Source organism: Bacillus sp. TH30 (assembly GCF_016650875.1).
Taxonomy (GTDB): domain Bacteria; phylum Bacillota; class Bacilli; order Bacillales; family Bacillaceae_G; genus Bacillus_A; species Bacillus_A mycoides.
In genome coordinates this window covers 4,497,574-4,521,089 of record NZ_JAEKEY010000002.1, presented here as the reverse complement: position 1 = coordinate 4,521,089, position 23,516 = coordinate 4,497,574, and the positions used below count along the sequence as shown (strand labels likewise).

Sequence of the window (23,516 nt, the reverse complement as noted above, 5' to 3'; positions counted from 1 at the left end):
AACGCCCACTTTTCCTAATAATTTGCACTGTGTTTTTTATATTTTTTATCCCGCATTAACGGATAGTAAGATTCCCACCCCAAAATCCAGCGAATACACGTCAGCTAGGTGGGAAATCAACTATCCGTAAATGCCCGATTGGTGAGGGCTGATAATCAGTGGGGGATGAACAAAAACCCCCACTGATTAAAGTTTCACTTTATATGATATGTAAAAATCACATTTTTTCCTTCACATTGTTAAATAGTTTTCTTTCTTTTTTGAATTTGCTACAATATATTTTATCCCGTATTAATACAGCGAGATACATTTCGACAATTGAATACATACTTTAAAGAAGGTGACATGATTGGAACAATCAGCACATGAAGTAGCAAATTGGCAATATTATTTTACAATTGCCGTATTTTTAGTCACGTACGGTTTTATTATTTCTGAGAAATTGAATCGTGCTGTAATCGCACTATTCGGTGCTGCTATTATGATTATTTTTGGAATTGTAGATTTACATACTGCTTTCACATCGCATATTCAATGGGAAACGATTACCCTTTTAATTGGGATGATGATTCTCGTACATATTACGAGTCAATCAGGCGTATTTGAATTTGTAGCCATAAAAGCAGCAAAAGCAGCTGGCGGAAAACCAATTCGCATTTTATTATTACTATCCCTATTAACCGCTGTCGGTTCTGCATTTTTGGACAACGTAACAACCGTATTATTAATCGTACCTGTTACGCTATCCATTACACGTATTTTAAAAGTAAATCCTGTTCCTTATTTAATTTCAGAAGTACTATTTTCAAATATAGGCGGAACAGCAACATTAATTGGTGACCCGCCGAACATTATGATTGGATCAGCTAATAAGCATTTAGACTTTAATGCCTTTTTACTAAACTTAGCTCCAATCGTAATCATTATTTCTATCGTTACACTTGGCATTATTTACTTCATGTATCGCAACAAACTAAAAACAACGCCTGAGCAAATCGAAAAGCTAATGGCATTAAATGAAAAAGATTATATTAAAGATCAGAGCCTCCTTTTAAAATCCATTACGATTTTAGGACTAACTATTTTAGGCTTTGTACTTCATTCTATTATTCATGTAGACGCTGCCGTTATTGCGATGACAGGTGCTACACTTCTTATGTTAATCGGTGTGAAAGAACATGATATTGAAGATGTATTTGCCCACGTTGAATGGGTAACAATTTTCTTCTTCGCTGGACTATTCGTTCTCGTTGGCGGATTAATTGATATCGGACTTATTTCTTCACTCGCAAAAGAAGTACTCGACGTAACAAATGGCGATATCGGTTTCGCTGCTATACTTATCTTATGGGTATCTGGCATCGCATCTGCGACAATTGATAACATCCCATTTGTCGCAACGATGATTCCACTTATTCAAGATTTAGCTACAGGACTCGGACTATCTGTCGATTCTCCGCAAATTGAAGTACTATGGTGGGCGTTATCACTTGGAGCTTGCCTAGGAGGCAACGGAACATTAATTGGAGCATCAGCAAACGTAGTCGTTGCTGGTATTGCAAAACGTGAAGGACATGGATTCTCTTATATGGACTTCTTAAAAATCGGTTTCCCCTTAACGATCATTGCGCTATTGTTATCACATGCTTACATTTATTTACGTTATTTAATGTAGAAATTGTAGTGTACGAAATTATATCATCAAATACAAAAGGTTTGCAGCACTATGCTACAAACCTTTTTTCATCACCAAAATATACCTATAATTGCTAATCCACCTAAAATCATACCACCAATTTGTCCGACGATTGTTGGTGATAGTTGAACACCTTTTCTCACTTCAACAACCGGTCTTTCATGCCTTAGTTGCTGCACTTCACTTTGAAGTTGGTGCACACTTCCGTGCAATTCTTTAATTAATTCTTTTAATTCAGCGACCTCTTCGTTTACTGGCTTACTTTTTTCTAAGTTCATCTCGCATAACTGCTACTAAAAATATAGACAAATGTATATTCTTAGAGTATTCCTGCCTCTATGTGTCCTGTCTCGCCACTAACTCGCTACTACAGTTTGCTGTAACACTCCACAGGCGTAAATTCCGATGTAGCCCACCGTACATATATACAATCTATTTACGTTAGTATTGTATATTTTTTTGCTTGTAAAAGGTTGATTGACGCGTTCAAATCTCTATCTATTACATTTCCACAGTCACATTCATATACTCGGTCGGATAGCTTTAAGTCTACTTTCTTTTGACCGCAACATGAGCATAACTTTGACGAGGGATAGAATGTATCTACTTGACGTAGTTCGATTCCATATTCCTCACATTTCGTCAATAACCATGTTTGAAATGTATAAAAGCACTGCTTAGCAACTGCTTTAGATAGATGTTTATTCTTCATCATACCTTTCACATTCAAATCTTCCACTGTAATAAACGTTGGCTTGGTTTTCACCACATCATTTACAATAGACTTTACATACGCTAACCGAATATTTGCTAGCCTGCCATGTAGTTTTTGCACCCTAAGAATATTTTTATCTATATTCGCTCTTTTGTTAGTAACAGATTGTTCACCTCTCTTTTTTATATTTTCAAATTTACGCGATAAAGAACGTTGCTCACGTTTTAACCGTTTTTCTATCTTTTTTACTTGTATTGTTTTGTTAATGTTTTCATGAACGATACCGTCGCTACGTATAACGAAATCCTTCACCCCTAAATCAATCCCTACACCTGTTTGATTGAGAGTTGGCTTCGTTTCTATTTCTTCCAATTCGCAAAGCACAGACACAAAATATCTTCCTGCTCTTTTACCTATCGTTCCACTTTTTACAATCGCATTTTTGGGGATATACCCATATTCTTTTAACCTCATCCAACCAATCGTTGGGACTTTTACCCTATGTCTTTCTACTGTCCAATCTGTTTTGTTGTTTTTAGGAAAATAGCATTTCACATCTTGATTCTTCTTTTTCTTATAACGCGGAAATCCAGATAAACCCTTAAAAAATCTTTTAAAAGCTTTATCTCCATTCATAATTGCCTGTTTTACCGCTTTACTAGATACCTTTTTAATCCATTGGCTACATTCTTTTGTATAGACATTGTTTAGCCATTTAGAAAAATCATATCCCCTCAAAAACTTTCCTTCTGATTCATACATCTCTTTGTTTTTGGAGAGATACAGATTGTAAACGTACCTACACACTCCAATTGTTTGATTGATTTTGATTATTTGTTCATTTGTCGGTTTTATCTCTATAAAATATGCTCTTTTCATATCTCTTTATCCCTCGACATTTTTGTATTTTCTCAATCATATATCCTACGAATACATACATGAATGATAGATAGCAAATTTTGAACAAGTTCTTCTTCTGGAGATCATTTTTCATTTTCTTTTTGTGTTTCCGTAAGCAGTTAAAAAAACTTGATTACCCCATCTTTGCAATGTTTTAACGGAAACGTTAAGCATTTCTAAAAATTCTTTCGACTTTTATTGTTTCATAATTATATTTTAATGCACATGTCTATGATTACCAGATTTTTAACTTACTGTTAAATACCCCTTATAAATCCAATCAGTGCGCTGTAAATTTTCGCCAATTATCATTATATCTCCTGCATACTACATATATAATATGGAATGTACTTTTAATCTTGCAGCTCTATCCATTCATCCCGCAATATCCCCATAATCATTCGATCAAAACACTTTCCATCTCTTTGAACTGCTTCTCTCATACAACCTTCCATTTGAAAACCCATCTTTTTATATAGCGCAATGGCTGCTTTATTATAAGAAATAACATCCAGACCGACGCGGTGTAAATTCATTTCATAGAAGGCATACTTTAAAATAAGATGTATTGCTTCTTTCCCATATCCTTTTCCCCTATCTTTTGTATCTCCTATACCAATTGCTAATAAACCTGTTCTGTTATTCCACTCTATGCCATGAATTGCAACAAAACCAATTAAGCGATCATCTTGAACTGTTCTTAACATGAAAGAAACACTATTCGATTTCCGTCCCTTTAATAGCCCATCACTCGCTATTTCATGTAACGATTGCGGGAATGCCAAGTCTGTATCTACATTTCTTAAGTACTCACTATCCTCTTGCCACATAGCCATTACTTCAGCATCTGCTTCTCTAACAGCTGATAATTTAATAGTTTTATTTTGAAAAAGATTCATCGTCATCTAAAACTCCCCCTTTTTTAAATAGCAGGGACAATAATTCTAGCCTATTTATCCCGCATTAACGGGCAGTAAGACTCCCACCTCAAAATTCAGCTGGAGCGAAGAAGTCAGGTGGGAGATCAACTGCCCGTAAACGCCCGATTGGTGAAGGCTAATAATCAGTGGGGGATGAACAAAACCCCCACTGATTAAAGTTTCACTTTATCCCCGTGTTCCATAAACTGTTTTTTTAACGGGATACTTACAATAAGCGCTGACATTGGCACATCTCCCTTGCATTGAATTAACTTCATTGTATAATTTTTCATTTATTCTAACAATAACAACAATAAAAAGACCCTCCAAATTTAGAGGGCCTTTCCTAATAGCAAAACTGTATTATTTCGTAAACATTTTCTCTGCTTCATCCATTGCCATTTTGTTACCTAAAGCAGAATAGTCAAGCCATGGTTGATCATTAATAATGTATACGTGCTTACCTTTAACAGCTTTTAAGTCTTTCCAAATTGGTGTTTCTTGCAGTTGTTTAAATGCTGCTTTTGCTTTATCGTCTCTGTTTACGACAACGAAAATAGCATCCGCATCAAAGTCAGGTAATACTTCTTGTGAAATTACTTCGAAAGGACGGTTTCCATCAATTTTCTCTACACCATTTGCAGGTTGTAATCCTAAGTCTTGGAATAGAATTGGTCCCATCGGTCTTTTCGTACTAAATACACGTAATTCTTTTGCAGTAACGCGAATTGCCATTACTTTTTCGTTATTACCTAACTCTTTATCTATTAAACTTTTTACTCGTTTTGATTGTTCTTCATAGTCTTGAATATATTTATCTGCTTCTTTCTCACGGTTTACAAGTTTACCTACTTCTTTTAAATGATCTCTCCACGTACCTTCATCTAAATTAAAAGTATGTGTTTTTGCAATTTTTTCGTATTTCGCTAAATCTTTGCCAGCATATTTTTCATCCACATAAATTTCAGATGGTTTTAATTGTAGTAATGCTTCCATATTCGGATCTGTTACAACGCCCAGTTTCTTCGTATCTTTCAACTGTTCTTTCACGTGAGGTAAGAAATCTTTTAAATCTCCACCAATTACAGAACCTACCGGTGTAATTCCTAATGCAAGTAAGTTATTCGTTAAATGAATAGACATAGAAGCAATTTTTGGATCATTACTTTTTTCAGTTTTTTTAGTTGCCTCTTCACTAGATTTCGTTTGACCACATGCTGATAATACTAAAATAAACATAATGCTAAATAAAATAGTAAGTTTCTTTTTCATATGTTCTCCTCTTTGAAGTATTTATTTTGTTTTTGTAAGTAAATAAAGAAAATATGGCGCACCTAAAGCCGCTACTACTACGCCAGCTGGAATAGAGTTTGGCTCAAATAAAGATCGCCCTATCGTATCCGCGAGTACTAAAATAATCATTCCAATTATGCCAGCTAACGGAAGGAAATGTTGATATGTACTACCTACTAACTTTCTTGCGATATGCGGAGAAACTAAGCCGATAAAGCCAATTCCCCCTGCCATTGATACACTTGCACAAGACAATCCTACCGCTGTAGCTAAAAGCAGTAACCGTTCTTTTTGAACAGATACACCAAGTCCTGCTGCTACACTATCACCTAGTGACAGTGCATTTAACGTTTTGGATTTCAGCCATGCGTACGGAGTTAGTATCAAAATCCAAGGTAATAACGCTAGGACATGAATCCAATCTCTTCCCCACACGTTACCAACTAACCACCTAGAAGCGAATGTATACGTCTCATCATTTAACTTGAGCGAGAAAAATAACGAAAGTGCACTAAAACCAGCTGAAACTGCAATACCAACAAGAATAAGTCTAATGGGAAGTAAACCTTTCGACCGATCACTCGCAAGCAAAACAATAAGAAATGCAGCTAACACTCCTCCGCCAAATGTAAATAACGGTATTAAAATCGATGCACTCTCGTTAATAGAATGAAAGAGAGTAACGAATACAATAATCCCGAAAGATGCACCCGAGTGTAATCCAAGAATACCAGGATCTGCGAGAGCATTCCGAGATAATCCTTGCAAAATCGCACCGGAAACCCCAAGGCCAATACCTGCTAACATTGTGATTATAATTCTTGGCATACGATAATCGTATAGCACGGTTGCACTCTCAAAATCACCATAGCCAAAAAGCGTTTGAATTACTTTGAGCGGTGCGATGCTCAGCGTTCCCGTATTTAAGCTAATCAAAATTACAGCGATACTTATACATCCGAAAATTGTAGTTACAGTAATAGCTCTCTTTTTATCCGTGCTAAAAAGATCCTTCACTTATAACTCCCTCCCAACTTTACGTGCTATATAAAGGAAGAACGGAACTCCAACAAGAGCTACCATAATTCCTATCGCAAGTTCTTTAGGAGGATTTACTGTTCTTGCTCCTAAATCAGCTAAAACTAATAAAATAGCTCCTAATAATGCTGACATAGGAATAATAAGTTGATAATTAACACCTACTAATTTTCTAGCAATGTGCGGGATGACCAATCCTACAAATCCAATGGAACCAACAGCTGAAACAGAAACACCTGCTAGAATCACTACCATAATCATCCCGAGTATTCTCGTTCGGTTCGTTTTTACACCTAAATTTGTAGCGACATCATCCCCCATGGATATGAGTGAAATAGATCGCCCTAGCGCTGTCGCAAAAACAATTGTTATGAGAATAATAGGCACTAAAAATTTCAAGTGTTCCCACTTAACCCCCGCAACACCACCAGCATACCAAAATGCTAAATCTTGGCTTAAGTCATAATAAATCGCGACACCTGAACTTAACGAATGTAAAAGCGCGGCCATAACTGCCCCTGCAATCGTTAACCTCATCGGCGTTAGCCCGCCTGATGTTGCTGATCCAATAATAAAAATGAGTACTGTACTTAAAACTGCTCCAATAAAGGAGACAATCATTAAATAGGAATACGGCATATGCGGGAAAAAAGCAAAACTAAGTGCTACTACAAACATCGCACCTGCATTTATTCCGAGTACACCTGCATCAGCTAAAGGATTTCGTGTTACCCCTTGCATAACAGCTCCAGCGACTGCAAAAGCAGCTCCTACAACTGCTGCGCCAATTACCCTTGGGAGCCTTAATTCATAAATAATTTGATGCTGTGTTAATTTCGGATTATAATCAAAAACCGCTGCCCACACAGTTTGCAAATGGATATCCTTTGCACCAAATGCAACGGCTAAAAATATAGCTCCAATTAAACATATAATTGTTAAGCTCATGAAACATATGAACTTAATATGTATCCAGCGATTATTGCCAGCATGTACAGTAGACTTATGTAACATGTTTCATTTCATCCTTTATATTCAGTTCTTTTTTATAATTATTTTTTATTTATAATCATTATTGATAATAATTATCATTTTCATTTAGATATTATATCCCCACTTTTTTTAAATAGCAAACTATTTTTTTACTTTGTTAAACTATCAAAATACTTATTACAATTCCCTTCTAAAACTTCCAAATACATGCAAAATGACGTACTGTTTTATTTTCAAATTTGTAGTATACTAAGTTATTATTTTGATTTTTCAAATAATAATCCTGAAGGTGAAAACATGTTTTATGTAAAACAACTACTCTATTTTACTTATGAACAAGCATTATCCTGTTTGTTCCCTGTCGTTATTTTTTTAACACTTGCTCTTTCAAAAATCATTTCGATTCCAGGGCTGTACCGATATGATTTCATACTCATCGTATGTCTTCTTATGCAGTGGATTATGTACAAAACAGGTCTTGAAACAAAAGATGAACTAAAAGTAATTACTGTCTTCCACCTCATCGGCCTTTTACTAGAAATATATAAAGTACATTTCGGTTCATGGAGCTATCCTGAAAAGGCGTATTCAAAAGTTTTCGGAGTTCCGCTTTACAGCGGTTTTATGTATGCGAGTGTCGCAAGTTACATATGCCAAGCGTGGAGAAGATTGCATTTACAAATGCATCATTGGCCGAAAGCTATTTTTGCAATACCTCTAGGAGCAATGATTTACTTTAATTTTTTTACACATCATTTTCTATATGACTTTAGATGGGTATTAACTTTAATTTTATTCATTGTTTTCTTTCGCACATTTGTGGAATTTTCATTACGAGGCGTTACATATAAAATGCCGCTCGTACTCTCATTTTTCCTTATCGGATTCTTTATTTGGATTGCAGAAAACATCGCTACCTTCTTCGGAGCATGGCAATATCCAAATCAACGGGAAACATGGAGCCTCGTTCACTTAAGCAAAATTAGCTCATGGTTTTTACTCGTTGCTATTAGCATTATGATTGTTACACAACTCAAACATTTGAAGCAGTCGAAAAGATAATGCTGATTATGTAAAAACAGTTAGCCCATCACTCATTAGAGAGTGATGGGCCTTTTTTAAACCATCCTCATCAAAGGCATTATAGGTTCATCATAATTTACGAGAGCATAAGCAGTTGCACATTATGAACTAGTACTAGCAGAAGAGGTTGCTGCAGATGAAGCGGCAATCGTTGCCATCATAGCTGCCTGTTGTGCTTGTATGAGGACTTCTATCATAGTTTGTAAACCTGTGTTGGTAGCTTTACTCTCCTCACCTTTCTGACTTACAAACAGTTGAATAGCAATAAGAATATTCGTATCTGTATGCCAACGGAATAATTTCTCCCCCTGCAATTTTTCAATCAATGCTTTAATAGAATAAATCTCTTTTTCTCCATCCTCAAGTAACGCTAGTAGCCCGATAGCTGGATAATGCATCTGTTTCACTTTTACCTTTTCTTGTTTTAATAACTTCCATATGTTTGTGCATTTTGCAACTAATATTTCTTCACGGACATCCTTCTTTAGTGAAAGAATATGACTTAAAAATTGAAGATCATTCCCTTTACGCAAACCAGCTTTCGCTAGTTTCTGATAAAGACGTTCTACTCGGTCCATAAGTGTTTCTACATTCTCTGATTGTCCTGCTAGTAAAACCGCGAGCGGATAATCATTTGTACCTGTAAGAAAGAGATGATCCTTTTTCATGCGTTTATATACTTGTATCGAACGCTGAATGTGCGTACCTTGCTGTTCATTTTCTTCTGTTAAAAGCACAGCTGCTGCGAGATAAGTAAATATACTCCGGCTAAAGCCACCAGCGACCAATTGTTCATATAAATCTAAAAGCCTCTGAAAAGCTTCCTTGTAATCTGTAAAGTGAATATCTAATGTTGCGGACACCACAAAGCGATGATAAGACTTTAAGTATGAAAACATCCCTACCTGATTCTTAATATAACTACTAATTTCTAAAAAACGTCCGAGATCAAACAGTTTATCACTACCTGCATACATAGCAGCAATCATCATACCTGTTCGAGAATCACTCGTTTTCCATTTTAGTTCTCCCTTTAACTGTGCATATGTATGTGTGTATTGCTCCAACTTTTGTTCCAATGTAATCATAGTATTCCCCCATTTTCTAGTTCCTCTCTTTTATTATACGTATATTCCATATTTAGGAATACCCTATTTCATACAGATTTTGCAACCTTATACTTTCTTCTGTATTATTTTCAATATTTTTCTATTAAGTAATACAAAAAAAATAATAACTACCATAAAACTTAGGATGTTTCTTTATCCTAATTGGTTGGTTTTCTTTCCTTCTTCATCAGCATCACGATGATTAGCGTTCATAATCCTTAATCCTTCAAGAAGTTCAACAACAAAAAAGATAGATAATAAATTATCTACCCTTTTTTGTCTATATATTATTTAACATTACCAAAAACTAAAGAGCCTTAATAATACGTTCCATCGCCTTCATTTGCCCAATATGGTCTGCTTCATGATAAAGCATCATACCGTAAAGCTCTCCAACTGTTTCCAACCCTAAAAATGGCTCTGGAAGTTTATTTTCAAATGCTTCTGCTGGAATTTCTTGAATGCGCTTCGCTTGTTCTTTTAATTGAACCGTTAACACTTCTAATGATGGCCCTTCTGTTTTCCATTTAGATGGTCTTGAACCATATCCAAACATACCTGGATATTCAGTTGGTAATTGTTTAAATTCTCTTCCAAACATGAAAGTTTCTGCCGCCGTTAACACGTGACCGATATGCCAGCGAATTGTATTGTTAAAGCCCTCCGGCTGCGTATCCGCAGTTTTATCATCTAACGTTTCCATAAATTGAAGTAATGCCCCACGCGTTATTTCAAATTGTTTTAAACCAATTATTCTATTCATTTTATCGTCTCCTTTTTTATGTACAATTTATTATGAACTAAGGATGTTAAACTTATTAAAGTTTCACCTTGTTTAATCTATCAGAAACAATTAAGAAAAACATCTAATATGCTTAGTAAAAATAATAAAAGGTTCACCCCTCGTAAATATAGAATTACTTACTACACAAATAGTTTAGTAAATAAAAGAGGAGTGTAGTTGCATGTTACATGTTTTAAAACAGCAATATAATCTTATTAGCTCTACAAGAGAAACTCTATTTTCGTTTTTAGAAGAAATCCCACAAGAAAAATTGCACAGCACAGTTCCTAATTTCGGAAGTGGCAGCATTTTAAAAACCCATATTCATGTAGCTGATTGCTACCGATACTGGCTTGGATCATTCGCATTCAAGCAAAAACGAGCAGATTTTTCATTCGCTAGTGATTATGAAATTGAGCATGCAGATGTCGAGAAAGCTCGTGCTAGATTTAAGTTAGTCGATGAGGTTGTAATGCGTTTTTTAGATGAATACAATGACCGTTGGCTCGAAAATATAGCAAATAAAGTGAAATGGCAAAAAGAACCTTGGAGCACAACTCCTCTATGGCTTTTAACTCATACGGAAACACATGAATTTCATCATAAAGGTCAAATTGTATCAATGGCTCGTCACCTCGGATACACTCCTCCTGACACAGACCTTAGTTAGTTAATTACTGCAACTGAACTTAATAAAGTGAAACTTTAATCAGTGAGGGCTTTGTTCGTCCTCCACTGATTATTAGCCTTCACCAATCGGGCGTTTACGGGCAGTTGATCTCCCACCTAACTTCTTTGCTCCAGCCAAATTTTAAGGTGGGAGTCTTACTGCCCACAAATAGCGGGATAAACACAAAAAGAAAGAGCCCGTTTTGATTAATATTTTTCAAAACATGCTCTTTCTTTCCGTAAATAAGTTAATCGTTTATTATATTACTTCCTCACCTATAACACCTGTTAATTAAAAGATTCCCTCGTTACCTCAATAAATTGCTGCAGTGGCGATGTCATCCATTTATCTTTATGCCAAGCGATTTGCGTATAAATCGGAGCGATTGTATTTTCTAAATGTAACTCTTTTATCGTTCCTTCTCGTATATCTTTTTCTACTACTATCGCTGGTAACACAGCTATACCTAAATCTGCAATAACGCATTGTTTAATTGCCTCGACACTAACAAATTCAATCTTATTTGCTGGGTATACATCTTCCGCACGGAATAACTCTTCAAATAAAGTCCGATACGAGCAACCTAGTTCTGTTAGTAAAAGTGTTTCGCTTTCTAAATCTTTTGTAGAAACGGAAGGTTGTTCAAGTAAACGATGCGTAGGAGCAGCTACTACTTTTAATTCTTCTTTCATAAGTGGCTCCACATGTAAAACATCCTCTGTTTTACATTCGTCCAAAATAAATACAAGATCTACTTTCCCCTCCATCAATTGTTCCTTCGTATCTTTATTGGAATGTGCAGGTTTAAATATAAGCTTTATTTGGGGAAATTGTGCTTTAAATTTCTTTAATATAGATGGAAGCCTATATGTACATTGACTTTCTTGTGCACCGATTATTAACGTACCCGCTATTTCCTCATCATCTTTCACAGCCATTTTCGCTTCGTTACTGAGTGCAATCATCTTATCAGCATATAGTTGAAACTTCCTGCCTGCTTCAGTTAAGAAAAGACGTTTTCCTAATCTTTCAAATAATGGCGTACCGAGCTCAGCCTCTAACGTTTTAATTTGCGCCGTTACACTCGATTGAGCAAAGTTCAATTTCTTCGCAGTTTGCGTAAAGTTCAAAGTGTCCGCTGCTACTTTAAATGTAATTAATTGTTTTATCTCCATTTATCATCCCTCTTTTCAATCGGTATTTCCGATTGATTTCATCGAAATAATCCTCTTTTTCTATTGATATTTGTATTGTATGATAAATAGCATCGACAAACAATAAAATGGAGGTATTCCATATGAAAACACTTTGTTTCGAACAGTTTGGAAGTCCAGATGTACTACAATATAAAGAAATACATGATCCAATCATAAATCCAAATGAAGTTCTTGTTCGCATGCAAGCAATCGGATTAAACTTCGCTGATATTTATAGACGCCGCGGCGATTATCATCTCGCTGGTAACCCGCCTTATATATTAGGTTATGAAGGCGCTGGTATTGTTGAAAAAGTAGGAGCTAACGTTACTACTATCAATCCCGGAGACCACATTGCATTTGCTGACGTTCCATTCTCAAATGCAGAATTAGTTGCGGTTCCATCTGAAAAAGCAATTACACTTCCAGACTCTATTTCTTTTGAAACAGCCGCTTCTGTCTTATTGCAAGGTCTAACAGCACATTATTTAACGAAAGATAGCTATCAAATAAAACAAGGCGATATAGCTTTAGTACACGCTGCAGCTGGTGGCGTTGGTCAACTTCTCGTTCAAATGATTAAACTACTGGGCGGAACAGTAATCGGTCTTACATCATCAAAAGAAAAAGCACAAGTAGCTACGTTAGCTGGTGCTGATCACGTATTTTTATATACTGAAGCATGGCATACGAAAGTACTTGAGGTGACTAATGGTGCCGGAGTAAATGTTGTGTATGAATCAGTAGGTTCTACACTCGTGGAAAGTTTTAACGCTACTAAAATTGGCGGTACTGTCGTATTTTACGGAATGGCCGGCGGTAATCCTATACCTGTAGATCCACGTATGCTTATGGATACTTCAAAGACTTTAACAGGTGGAGACCTTTGGAATGTACTTACTACTTTTGAGGAACGTAAGCAGCGCTCCGCTCAATTATTTGATTGGATTGCTAGTAGAAAATTAAACATCGCGAGTCCTACTACATTCTCTTTACAAGATGGTGCTCTTGCACATGAATTATTAGAGAGCCGAAAAAGTACTGGGAAGATTTTATTAATTCCGTAATCTTTACAATAAAAAAAAGAAAAGATAAGCATATAAAAGAGCATCGATTCCGATGCTCTTTTAGTATGGAATTTTGTTAGTTTCTTTTTATTCCAGTAATTTTCGGCTCATCATATGAAATAATGTCGATGATATGGTTCAAACAAGGAATTTGATAGTGAACGAACTGCTCTTCAGGAAATATAAATTCAGCAATTGTTCCTGCTTTAACAAAATCCAAATATCTTGATTTTGAGTAAACTCTAAAAATTCTACCTTCTGAAATTTCGTAGTCATCCATTACAGTAAACGATTCATTAGTAACGGAGTAAGCAATATACGATTCAAAATCCAATTGCACAATTGGCAGATTGTCATCAACATCAATGGATGATGCTTCTATTTCAACCTCATCTTTAATTTTCATAAGTCCCTTAGTTTTATTAACTTTGCACCTATCAATAAGTACCCTCAATAAATTTTCTTCAGGTTCAAACAATTTGTTTAAATATATATATCCTTTAAATTCCATCAAATCTTGAAAATCCATTATTCTCCCATTTTGAAAATCTAAAAGGAATCGTAATACACCCTGTTAAATTTCCACACTTTCTTTCCCTTTTGCAACATAACTCATATCTCCAACCGATTCTACTGTATATTCCCCATCTTGATATACAACTTTCGTTACACTTGCATTCTCTACTCCCAGTTTTGTTTTACTACTGTCTAACATTTCTATTAAGGCAGTAATCAAAAGCCCATGAACGACAACTAAAACGTTGCCACCTCCATTTTTAGCAGCTTCTTCACTAATTTTATCAATCTCTGTTTTTATGCGAGTAGAAAATAATTCCCAATCTTCCGCTTGTTTCGTAGGGTCTGCTGCTCTAATAAGATTAATCACTTCTTGAATAGAGAACTTCATAAGTTCTTCTGGTGATGCAACGCCTGCAGCTTTTCCAACCACATCCCACATATTTTCAAGTTTTTCACCTTCAAAAATACCAAAATTTAATTCTCGTAATTTTTTTCTTTTCTCAAGTTTTAACTTTGATTGCTCACTATATTTTAATACTAAATTAGCAGTTTCAATCGCTCGGCCGCTATCACTACTATATGCATTCATAAAATGAACATCTTTTAATCCCGTTCCTAAATTAGAGGCAACTTCCACACCTTTTTCTACTAACGGGGAGTCTGCCCAGCCTTGCGCGCGATGATTCGTATTTAATATTGTTTTTCCGTGTCTTGTAACATATAACGTAACTACATTCTCATTTCTATCTGTTTCTCGATTCTTCATCATATTCTCTCCCTTTACATTTCTATATCAATTTTACCACCTTAATTATTCATTGAGCAAAATATACGTAAGTGCATTTGCTTAATAAGAAAAGCTATCTTTCTGTATATCCCTACAAAAAGATAGCATCTTTTATGATTACATTTCTTAACCGATACTCCTACTCAGCAAAAGCACTCGAATATTGTACAATTCCTTCTACACCTTCAAGAGCATTTTCTGTTAATTCCATTACCATAAACACTTCTTCAGGCACTTCAAATGGTGCTTTTATATTCCACTCACTTGCTTTTTTAAATCCGAATTTCGGATAGTACTCTGGATGCCCTAATACTACAACTGACCCGTATCCTAATTCTTTCGCTTTTTCTAAAGCAGCCGTGATAAGCTTTCCACCAATTCCTTTCTTCTGATGGCTTGGTGCTACTGAAACTGGTGCAAGTGCTAATGATTCTACAGAAGTTGCACCTTGTTCTATCTTTATTTTTGATAACAGAATGTGCCCAACAATTTCTTCATCTACCGCAACGATTGATAATTCAGGAATAAACGCGTCACATTTTCTAATACGACTCACAAGTTCATGTTCTGTTTTATCACTGAATTCTTCATTTAAAAATGCTGCTTTTACAACTTCTTCAGTTTTACTATAATCATTTTGTTGTTCTTGTCTAATCGTTACCATTCTATATTATCCTCTATTCTTCCTTATTTCTTTTTGGATTTTACGAAGCGCTTTTTTCGATCCGCGCTCTATATCATGCTGCATTTTTCTTTCTGTATAATCGGCAAATAGTGTATTTAAATCGTATCCTTCCGGGTATAATTCCTTCGCTGCTACTTCTAAGTTCATACGTTTTATATTCACTTCAATAAATTCACCGTTATAATATACAACGACATTATAGAAATTATCTTTTTCCTTATATACAATTCCGAAATCATCATGATCTAACAAATTCACACGGTCGCCAATTTTATATTCATAGTCATTTCCTCTTTTTTCTTGTACGAATTTCGGTTTTCTAATTTTACTTTCATTCACTTTTTCTATAGCGTATTCTTTATTTCCCATATACTCTTTCGCTCTTTGCAGTACATGTTCTTTTACGTTCATTTTATTCGCAATCCAAAGTGCATTACTTTCGCCTGATTTACCGATAACTAATTTATAAAGTGGCTCTAGTGTTTCACTATTAAATTGCATTGCCGCGTTCATAAAATCACCATGCATTTCTGAAAAGCGCTTAATTTCACCGTAATGCGTACTCGCAATTGTAATACATCCCGCAAGGTAAAATTCTTCTAAAATAGATATCGCAAGCGCCGCACCTTCATTCGGTTCTGTACCGCTTCCTATTTCGTCAAATAGTAGTAACGTATTATTATTTGACATCCTCATAATTTCAGACAGATTTTTCATATGAGATGAAAATGTGCTTAGTGCGTTTTCAATACTTTGATTATCACCAATATCTACAAACACATTTTCAAAAATAGCAATTTCCGTTTCTTTATCTCCAGCGATGTGCAATCCTGACATTGTCGCTAATGTTAACAATCCGATTGTTTTTAGCACAATTGTTTTCCCGCCCGCATTTGGTCCTGTAATAATTAAACTTCGGTAGTTTTGACCGATTTCAAAGTTTAATGGTACTACTTTCCCACTTAAAAGCGGATGCTTACAATTCACTAAATGAATGTAGCCATGATCATTTAATTTCGGCTCTATTCCATCGATTGATTTACTAAACTTCGCTTTCGCAAATACCATATCATATTGGCTAATCAATTCCATGTTAATTTTTATATGATAAATGTTTTCTAATACCATTCCTGATAATGTCGCTAAAATTTGATACTCTTCCATCGCTTCTTCTGCTTTCAAACTTGCTAGTTCCGCATTTAACTTTGTAACCGTATGTGGTTCTATAAATACAGTAGAACCTTTTGCAGATGCTTCAACAATACTTCCCGCAACTTGATTTTTATAAGAAGATTTAATTGGAATCGTATACCTATCGTCCTTCTTACTAATAAAGAATTCCTGAATATATTTCTTATTTGCACTACTATTTAAAAACTTCGTTAAACGTTCTTTTATTTTTCCATCTACAGAATCAATGTTATTTCGAATTCGTTTTAACTCTTTACTAGCCGCTGCATCAATGCTATTTCCTTTAATTGAAAAGTTAATTTCCTCTTCAATACTTTTAAATTCAGTCATTGAATTTGCATACGAAGATAATACTGGCGCAAAGAATTCTTTATCTAACATAAATTTTTTAATCTTTCTACATCCACGTAAAAAGTCTGAAACACTCACTAACTCTGCTGGATCTAAAATCATCCCTTTTTCTAATTTTTGAATTGTACTAGCAATATTAGAAATTCCGAAGAAAGGAACGTGCCCTTCTGCATCTACTATAGCTCGTGCTTCTGTCGTTTCATTTAAGCGATTTCTCACTACTTTTATACTCGTACTCGGCTCTAATTTATTTAATAATTCCTTACCTAATCCACTTACACAATAAGATTTCACTATTTCCATTAATTCGTTATACTGTAACTTTTCAAAAGTCATCGTATTCATTTTGTTTCTCCTCACTATGATTGATTTCTATCATCAATGAAGATACCTACTCATTAGATTCCAATGAATTCTACATTATTCAATCACCATTTTTATACATTAAAAACATATACAAAAAAGCTGCGGGGATACCGCAGCTTTTACATTTACAAGGCAAGTGTAATAACATATGAGGAAATAAGCCATAAAAAAACAGATGGCAATCCCCTTATTACACGCTTTATAAAGTATTGTAGGTATCTTCATAGGTTTCGAAATAAATCCATGACAAAATTAGGGGTATGATGTACATAAAAATCCCCTGGTCTTATCCGATTTATTTCATTAAATTTTTCCTATTTAGTACCTACCGCACTCACAAAAAGCACCTCTCATTAATTTATATTTTATGTTCATTGAAATCTAATTTATTGAAATCATCATACTATATGTTTTATAAGAAGTAAAGGTGTCATACTTTAATAACTATGCAGAATGTAAAAAAGAAGAAGAAAACTTATATTTCAGTCTACCTCTTCTTTTTCATCACCAATTTACTGTTGAACATATATGGAAACTGAGCCTCCACTTACATGGAACTGCCCCCATCCGTCCTTATTAATTGTTATAGTATTTGTTTGATTACCCGTAATATCGTACCATACTTCCCCAGCGTTATTCTTTCCAACATCCATCCACTTTGATCCTCCTGGTCCGTCCGAGAGTAATGTCGCTAAACCAGAATTAGCATGTACACCATCACCTTCTCTTGTCCAGCCAATCACATCTGGATGGTCTAAATAATCACGCTGCGTACCATATGCAAAGTTTTTTCGTGCCGTCAAAATCGGATCAATTTTATCTTTTAACGCTGGAATTTCATAACTACTCTTTCCGCTTGTCCCATAGTAATCACCATAAAAAACTGAAGGATAGCCCTCTGCACGTGTTAAAATAAATGCATATGCCAACGGTTTAAACCACGGACTTACTACAGATTCCAATGACTGTCCAGGTTGAGAATCATGATTCTCAACGAGAGTAACTGCGAGTGCAGGGTGATTTTGCATTACTGTTCCATTTAAAATATTTCTCATATCATAATTCCCATTTCCTTTTGAAGCATAATGAAAATTGTAATGAAGCGGTGCATCAAACACAGATTGATTATAATTGACTTTCGCTAAATAATTGTTTAAAGCCTGAACATCATTTTGCCAATATTCAGCTACTGTAAACATTTCTTTCCCCGTTTGCTGTCTGGCATGATTTACCCAATCGCGTAAATATTCATGATCAATATGTTTAACAGCGTCCAAACGAAAGCCATCTAAATTTAATTCATTCGCATACCATGTTCCCCAATTTTTCATCTCATTCGCAACATCAGGATGATCAAAATCAAGATCTGCATACATCAAATAATCATAATTTCCATTTTCGCTAGACACTTCCCAATCCCACGCTTTATCTACACCCCTAAATTTATAAATTCGATTTAATTTCCTTCCTTCATCCCAATCCGTTCCGTCAAAATGATACCATTTCCATTTGAAATTAGAATAAGCATCTCCGCGCCCTGGAAAATTAAACCCCGTCCATGCACTAATTTGATAATCACCTGATACTTCAATATTTCGATTGTTACGGTCTACCTCAACAGCTGTTACGGTTTCAGTATAATCAGCCCCACCTTTATGATTCATAACTACATCACCGTATACGTCGATGTTTTGCTTATGTAATGCGTCAATTGCAGATTTCAACTGTGCTTTTGTCCCATATTTCGTCCGCACCGTTCCTTTTTGATTGAACTCCCCTAAATCATATAAATCATAGGCCCCATACCCTACATCATTTTGCGAAGTCCCTTTATATGCAGGTGGTATCCATACAGATGTGATTCCTTTATGAGCTAAACTTTCAGCATCGGAACGCAAACGATTCCAATGATTCCCATCATTCGGAGCGTACCACTCAAAATACTGCATTAATGTTCCATTGTTCACTGTTGCTGCTTCTGCCTTATTTCCCTCATATATATTGGGAAAAAGCAAAATAAACAATAAACAGACTACCGTAATCCTTTTCAACATATTTACACCATCCCTTTCAAGAAAACGTTTGCATAATTTGTTAAAGTTATTATAATATTCGTTCTACAGTTAGTAAAGTAACAATCTTTTAATCTCTCACATTATTTTTCAAAATATGAATTCAACTATTCCACAAGTACCCCATATAGTTTAAAATTCACATCGGATTCAAAATTGTTTACAATTTATCTATAAAAGCATAACGGAGGGATTTCTATGACCGACTTTCAAAAACAATTTTTTGCAAGATTAAATATAGAAGAAAAACACAAAGTTTCATTTGAAGATTTACCTAACATTATGTACGCAATGGCACAAACTATCCCTTTTGAAAACTTAAATATTCTCGAAAACAACTTTAAAGAAATATCAAAAGAAAATCTAAAAGAAAAAATTTTAATAAACAACCGTGGCGGCCTTTGTTATGAATTGAATCCGGCTATGTATTACTTCCTTAAAGACTCTAAATTCGATGTCCATCTCGTTTCAGGAACAGTTTATAACGCTGCAAATTCTATATGGGCTGTAGATTCAGGGCATATCGCAACTGTTTTACAACATCATAATGAACTTTACTTAATTGAAGTAGGTTTCGGATCATATTTACCCCTTTCCCCTGTTCCTTTCTCAGGTGAAGTCATTCACTCCGTTACAGGAGATTATCGTATTCGTAAAGAAATGACCGAAAAAGGAAACTACATGTTGGAAATGCGTAAAAACAATGAGTTTTTGGATCAATCTTCTGCTGATGATTGGACGTTAGGCTATGCATTTTATATAGAAGAAGTGGATGAAGAAAAAGCAAATGCAGCACAAGAAATTTTCGTTGAACATGAGGGCTCACCATTTAATAAAGCACCTCTTATTGTAAAACTAACTGAAGATGGGCATGCATCTTTAACAAAGGATAGTCTGACAATAGAAAAAAACGGTAAAAAAACGAAAGAAAATGTTACAGATGCACAATATAAAAATCTTTTACATTCAAAATTCGGAATTACATTATAACTTTTAAAGCCTCGCCATTTCCGGCAAGGCTTTTCATTTTCCAGCAGGGATTTTTTGCAATTTGTTGTATTTCATAGTTATATAGGAATATAACTACATATTTAGAAAGGAAATGATTATGACTGAACTTAAAGATCGACTACAAGTAGCTGATAAAGAAAAATGGGATTTAACGGATATTTACCATACAATTGAAGATTGGGAAAGCGATTTTCATAAAATTGAAGTATTAACGAATGAATTACACAAGTTTAATGGAAATATTCACGATGGCAATAGTTTATTAGCTTATTTAACAAAGAGTGAAGAAATATCTAGCATAATATCTTTAATGTTCGCTTATGCACGATTACAATCTGATCTTGATACACGCGATACTGACGCTCAATCCCTTGTCGATAAAGTATCACAATTACACGTGAAAGTAAGTGCGGCTAAATCTTTCTTTTCCCCATTCTTACTTAGTGTAGATGAAAACACATTACATTCTTACATAGAAGAAACCGAAGGCTTACACTATTATAAAGAAGACTTATTTGAGCTATACCGTTATAAAAAACACGTTTTGAATAAAGACCAAGAAGAGATTTTATCACAAATGGGTGAAGCACTCTCCTCCCCGCAGCATACATTTGGCATGTTAAATAATGCAGATATAATTTTTGGTGAAGTGACTACTGATGATGGAGAAAAAGTAAACTTAACACGTGGAATGTATTCAAAGCTAATAGAAGATGAGAATCGTGAGAAACGTGAAGAAGCCTATAAAGCTTATTACAAACCATACGTTCAATTAAAGAATTCTATCGCTTCTGCTTTGTCCGCAGCTATTAAAAACAATGTTACTGTCTCAAAGCTACGAAAATATCCATCAGCTTTAGAAAAATCATTATTTGGCGACATGGTTCCGAAAGAAGTATATGAAAATTTAATTGAGACAACGAAAAAAAACATTCAATCATTACATACGTATAATGAACTTAGAAAAGAAAAATTAAATGTAGATGAACTACGACAATACGACTTGAGTGTTGATTTAGTAAAAGGTGTAAAACAAGACATTCCATACGACGAAGCGTTTGATATAATGATCGCGTCACTAGCTCCTTTAGGTGAAGAATATATCAAAACATTAAAAAGCTTTAAAGATAAACGCTATATAGACGTGAGAGAAACACCAGGAAAACGTTCTGGTGCTTATAATTTTGGTGTATACGGTGTTCATCCTTTCATTCTTTTAAATCATCATGATGATTTAAATAGCCTTTTCACCCTTACTCATGAATGCGGGCACGGTATGCATACGCATTACTCACACGGATACCAACCAAGAATTTCTGCACACTATACTATCTTTGTTGCAGAAGTCGCTTCTACAGTAAATGAAGTGTTATTAATTCATTATTTATTAAAAGAAGCAAAAGAAACGAACGTACGTAATCATTTAATTAACTACTTTATCGATAGCTTTAAAGGTACTTTCTTTACACAAATCATGTTTGCAGAATTTGAAAAAATCACACATGAAATGGCCGAACAAGGTAAACCATTAAATGCCAAAGTCTTTAGTGAAATTTACGAAAACTTATTTAGAGAATATAATGGCGACTCCATCGTATTTGACGAAGAAGTAAAATATGGCTGGTCTAGAATCCCTCATTTCTACCGTCCATTTTACGTATACAAATACGCAACTGGATTCGCTTCTGCCATTCAAATCGCCGATAAATTATTAAGCGGTGATCCAAATGCTCAGAAAAACTATATCGAATTCCTTAAAGGCGGAAGTTCCGACTATCCATTAAACCTACTGAAAAAAGCCGGTGTTGATTTAACTACGCCAGAACCAATTGAAAGTGCATTAAATCGCTTTACTCAACTTGTTGAAGAGTTTTCAGCATTATAAAAAGCATGCAGAGTGTATACTCTGCATGCTTTTTTCATTTCGGTTACGTTATGCTAAATGCTGCTGCGTCACACAGTGAATCATCCCACCATACGCATACAATTCATTTATATAAATCCCAACAATCCTTCTTCCTGGAAACTGCCCTTCAATGATTTGAAGTCCTAACTTATCATGTTCATCACCATATATAGGAACCAATACAACTTCATTTCCAATATAAAAGTTCAAATATGAGCCCTTACAGTCTGCTTCTTTTACAACACTTCTTGTTACCGGTACTGGGATGAGTTGAAATGGATTTCCATCTATATTTCTCGCTTGTCGCAATTCTTGATAATGCTTTTCTTGCGCCTCCAAAAGGTAAGACTCTCCTTCCCCAAAAGGATCATATTCATAAAGAATCGTATTTTCATTTACAAAACGCGCTGCCCCATCAATATGGTAATCCGTATCTTCATCATAATTATCCTCACCGCGAATACCAGTTATCCATATGAAATTCGTTACTCCCAAATACTTCGTTAACTCCATTTCAATCTCTTCCTGACTTAGTGTGGGATTTCGATTTTCATTTATAATAGAAGTTTTTGCCGCCATTAAGGTTCCATTTCCGTTTATCTCTATTCCTCCACCTTCTAGACAGACACTTGATTCAACTTTTGGAATGCTATATATTTCACTTATTTCGGCCGGAATAACAGCATCATTTTCATACGGATATTTATCCCCCCAACCATTAAAAATCCAGTGTGTTAAGCAGAGACTCCCCTCCTTATCTTTGACAAAGATCGGTCCATTATCTCTTATCCAAATATCATCAGTTTCTTGAATTAAGAAATCAATTTTATCCATATTCACTTTCGCTTCCATTAACTTCGATTGGACATGTACTTTTTCTTCCTCATCAAATACAACTATATGCACATTTTCTCCGTAATGAAGCTCCTTAGCCATCGCTACCCAAATACCATCTAACTTAGCTCTATAACCTTCACCTCTATGAGTTCTATCATGAGGCCATTGAAGCCATGTCCCCTCATGATTTTCCCACTCAGCAGGCATATGAAACAAACTATTCTGTATATTCATCATACATGTTCACCCCTTCTTTGAATGTAAGTTCAGTTTAAACTTTGACATCGTGTTAAGGTCAACAGAAATATCTTTATTTTACTTGCGGAA

General features: G+C 35.1%; 20 protein-coding genes and 1 pseudogene. 6 read left to right on the top strand and 15 right to left on the bottom strand.

Annotation, left to right across the window (positions count from 1 at the left end; all coding sequences use genetic code 11):
* Positions 1-349: 349 nt before the first annotated feature.
* Positions 350-1,675 (top strand): ArsB/NhaD family transporter, encoded by a 1,326-nt coding sequence (locus JFU20_RS25375; protein ID WP_002014220.1) that lies wholly within the window; start codon positions 350-352, stop codon positions 1,673-1,675.
* A gap of 71 nt (positions 1,676-1,746) precedes the next feature.
* Here the strand turns inward: JFU20_RS25375 and JFU20_RS25370 are convergent, their stop codons facing one another.
* From JFU20_RS25370 to JFU20_RS25345, 6 genes are all read right to left on the bottom strand, one after another.
* Positions 1,747-1,974: a coiled-coil domain-containing protein gene (locus tag JFU20_RS25370; protein ID WP_001047525.1), complete on the bottom strand. Its 228-nt coding sequence runs from the start codon at positions 1,972-1,974 to the stop codon at positions 1,747-1,749.
* A 158-nt stretch (positions 1,975-2,132) separates the two neighbouring features.
* Complete coding sequence (locus JFU20_RS25365; RefSeq protein ID WP_002165324.1) at positions 2,133-3,290, bottom strand: RNA-guided endonuclease InsQ/TnpB family protein; 1,158 nt, start codon at positions 3,288-3,290, stop codon at positions 2,133-2,135.
* Between the two features lie 374 nt (positions 3,291-3,664).
* Entirely contained in the window at positions 3,665-4,216 is a 552-nt protein-coding gene (locus JFU20_RS25360; protein WP_002014218.1) for a GNAT family N-acetyltransferase, read from the bottom strand.
* A gap of 378 nt (positions 4,217-4,594) precedes the next feature.
* A complete protein-coding gene (locus JFU20_RS25355) occupies positions 4,595-5,503 on the bottom strand; it encodes an iron-hydroxamate ABC transporter substrate-binding protein (RefSeq protein WP_002014213.1) in 909 nt (302 codons plus the stop codon).
* Between the two features lie 21 nt (positions 5,504-5,524).
* On the bottom strand, positions 5,525-6,541 hold the full coding sequence (locus JFU20_RS25350; protein ID WP_002014212.1) for a FecCD family ABC transporter permease: 1,017 nt from the start codon (positions 6,539-6,541) through the stop codon (positions 5,525-5,527).
* Positions 6,542-7,576: a FecCD family ABC transporter permease gene (locus JFU20_RS25345; RefSeq protein WP_002128403.1), complete on the bottom strand. Its 1,035-nt coding sequence runs from the start codon at positions 7,574-7,576 to the stop codon at positions 6,542-6,544.
* Positions 7,577-7,852: 276 nt separating this feature from the next.
* On the opposite strand from JFU20_RS25345, the gene JFU20_RS25340 reads away from it, so the two are divergent.
* Complete coding sequence (locus JFU20_RS25340) at positions 7,853-8,617, top strand: DUF817 domain-containing protein (RefSeq protein WP_201039240.1); 765 nt, start codon at positions 7,853-7,855, stop codon at positions 8,615-8,617.
* Between the two features lie 122 nt (positions 8,618-8,739).
* Here the strand turns inward: JFU20_RS25340 and JFU20_RS25335 are convergent.
* Both JFU20_RS25335 and JFU20_RS25330 read right to left on the bottom strand, forming a co-directional pair.
* Positions 8,740-9,776: pseudogene (locus tag JFU20_RS25335) on the bottom strand (DUF4003 domain-containing protein).
* A gap of 278 nt (positions 9,777-10,054) precedes the next feature.
* Entirely contained in the window at positions 10,055-10,510 is a 456-nt protein-coding gene (locus JFU20_RS25330) for a DinB family protein (protein ID WP_002014205.1), read from the bottom strand.
* A 202-nt stretch (positions 10,511-10,712) separates the two neighbouring features.
* Here JFU20_RS25330 and JFU20_RS25325 point away from each other — a divergent pair, with 202 nt between their 5' ends.
* Positions 10,713-11,201 carry a DinB family protein gene (locus JFU20_RS25325; protein ID WP_002014204.1) on the top strand — a complete coding sequence of 163 codons (489 nt, stop codon included), beginning with the start codon at positions 10,713-10,715 and terminating at the stop codon, positions 11,199-11,201.
* A 287-nt stretch (positions 11,202-11,488) separates the two neighbouring features.
* On the opposite strand, the gene JFU20_RS25320 is transcribed toward JFU20_RS25325, so the two are convergent.
* On the bottom strand, positions 11,489-12,376 hold the full coding sequence (locus JFU20_RS25320; protein WP_002014203.1) for a LysR family transcriptional regulator: 888 nt from the start codon (positions 12,374-12,376) through the stop codon (positions 11,489-11,491).
* A gap of 122 nt (positions 12,377-12,498) precedes the next feature.
* Here JFU20_RS25320 and JFU20_RS25315 point away from each other — a divergent pair, with 122 nt between their 5' ends.
* Positions 12,499-13,464 (top strand): quinone oxidoreductase family protein, encoded by a 966-nt coding sequence (locus JFU20_RS25315; protein ID WP_002165322.1) that lies wholly within the window; start codon positions 12,499-12,501, stop codon positions 13,462-13,464.
* Positions 13,465-13,540: 76 nt separating this feature from the next.
* Here the strand turns inward: JFU20_RS25315 and JFU20_RS25310 are convergent, their stop codons facing one another.
* From JFU20_RS25310 to amyS, 5 genes are all read right to left on the bottom strand, one after another.
* The gene (locus JFU20_RS25310) at positions 13,541-13,993 is read right to left on the bottom strand and encodes a hypothetical protein (protein WP_002014201.1); all 453 of its coding nucleotides are present in this window, start codon (positions 13,991-13,993) and stop codon (positions 13,541-13,543) included.
* 45 nt (positions 13,994-14,038) lie between these two features.
* Positions 14,039-14,749: a histidine phosphatase family protein gene (locus tag JFU20_RS25305; RefSeq protein WP_033710044.1), complete on the bottom strand. Its 711-nt coding sequence runs from the start codon at positions 14,747-14,749 to the stop codon at positions 14,039-14,041.
* A gap of 160 nt (positions 14,750-14,909) precedes the next feature.
* Complete coding sequence (locus JFU20_RS25300; RefSeq protein WP_002014199.1) at positions 14,910-15,434, bottom strand: GNAT family N-acetyltransferase; 525 nt, start codon at positions 15,432-15,434, stop codon at positions 14,910-14,912.
* Positions 15,435-15,440: 6 nt separating this feature from the next.
* Entirely contained in the window at positions 15,441-17,342 is a 1,902-nt protein-coding gene (locus JFU20_RS25295) for an endonuclease MutS2 (RefSeq protein ID WP_002014197.1), read from the bottom strand.
* Positions 17,343-17,875: 533 nt separating this feature from the next.
* Positions 17,876-19,417: an alpha-amylase gene (gene amyS / locus JFU20_RS25290; protein WP_002165320.1), complete on the bottom strand. Its 1,542-nt coding sequence runs from the start codon at positions 19,415-19,417 to the stop codon at positions 17,876-17,878.
* Positions 19,418-19,633: 216 nt separating this feature from the next.
* Here amyS and JFU20_RS25285 point away from each other — a divergent pair, with 216 nt between their 5' ends.
* Positions 19,634-20,425, top strand: coding sequence for an arylamine N-acetyltransferase family protein (locus tag JFU20_RS25285; protein ID WP_002014195.1), 792 nt, complete (start codon positions 19,634-19,636; stop codon positions 20,423-20,425).
* Between the two features lie 118 nt (positions 20,426-20,543).
* Positions 20,544-22,331 (top strand): oligoendopeptidase F, encoded by a 1,788-nt coding sequence (gene pepF / locus JFU20_RS25280; protein WP_002165319.1) that lies wholly within the window; start codon positions 20,544-20,546, stop codon positions 22,329-22,331.
* Positions 22,332-22,379: 48 nt separating this feature from the next.
* Here the strand turns inward: pepF and JFU20_RS25275 are convergent, their stop codons facing one another.
* Positions 22,380-23,426, bottom strand: coding sequence for an agmatine deiminase family protein (locus JFU20_RS25275; RefSeq protein ID WP_201039005.1), 1,047 nt, complete (start codon positions 23,424-23,426; stop codon positions 22,380-22,382).
* Between the last annotated feature and the right edge of the window lie 90 nt (positions 23,427-23,516).